This window comes from Pseudoalteromonas sp. S3776, assembly GCF_005886915.1.
GTDB lineage: Bacteria > Pseudomonadota > Gammaproteobacteria > Enterobacterales > Alteromonadaceae > Pseudoalteromonas.
This window is the reverse complement of the sequence record NZ_PNCU01000126.1, coordinates 1-279: the sequence shown is the minus strand read 5'-3', so window position 1 is coordinate 279 and position 279 is coordinate 1. Positions and strand designations below refer to the sequence as shown.

Annotated in this window: 1 pseudogene; it reads left to right on the top strand. The window is 38.7% G+C overall.

The annotated features are described in order from the left end of the window. Positions 1–279, top strand: a pseudogene (locus CWC16_RS19420) (hypothetical protein); the annotation flags it as partial.

Sequence of the window (279 nt, the reverse complement as noted above, 5' to 3'; positions counted from 1 at the left end):
TGCACGCGATCAGCAAAGTTTATTAGATACTATAGATCATACAGTAAGCGCCATGGGTGCCCGCTTACTAAAAAGATGGATGGCTTTTCCGCTCAAAGATATTCGAAGTATCAATGAGCGATTGGAAACCGTTGAATATGCCATATTACATACTGATTTACGCAGTTCCTTAGCACAGTCGATTAAACAATGTGGAGATATAGAAAGATTAGTAAGTAAGATCCCTTTGCGCAAAATTAATCCCCGCGAAGTAATGCAAATTGCAAAAGGATTAGAACA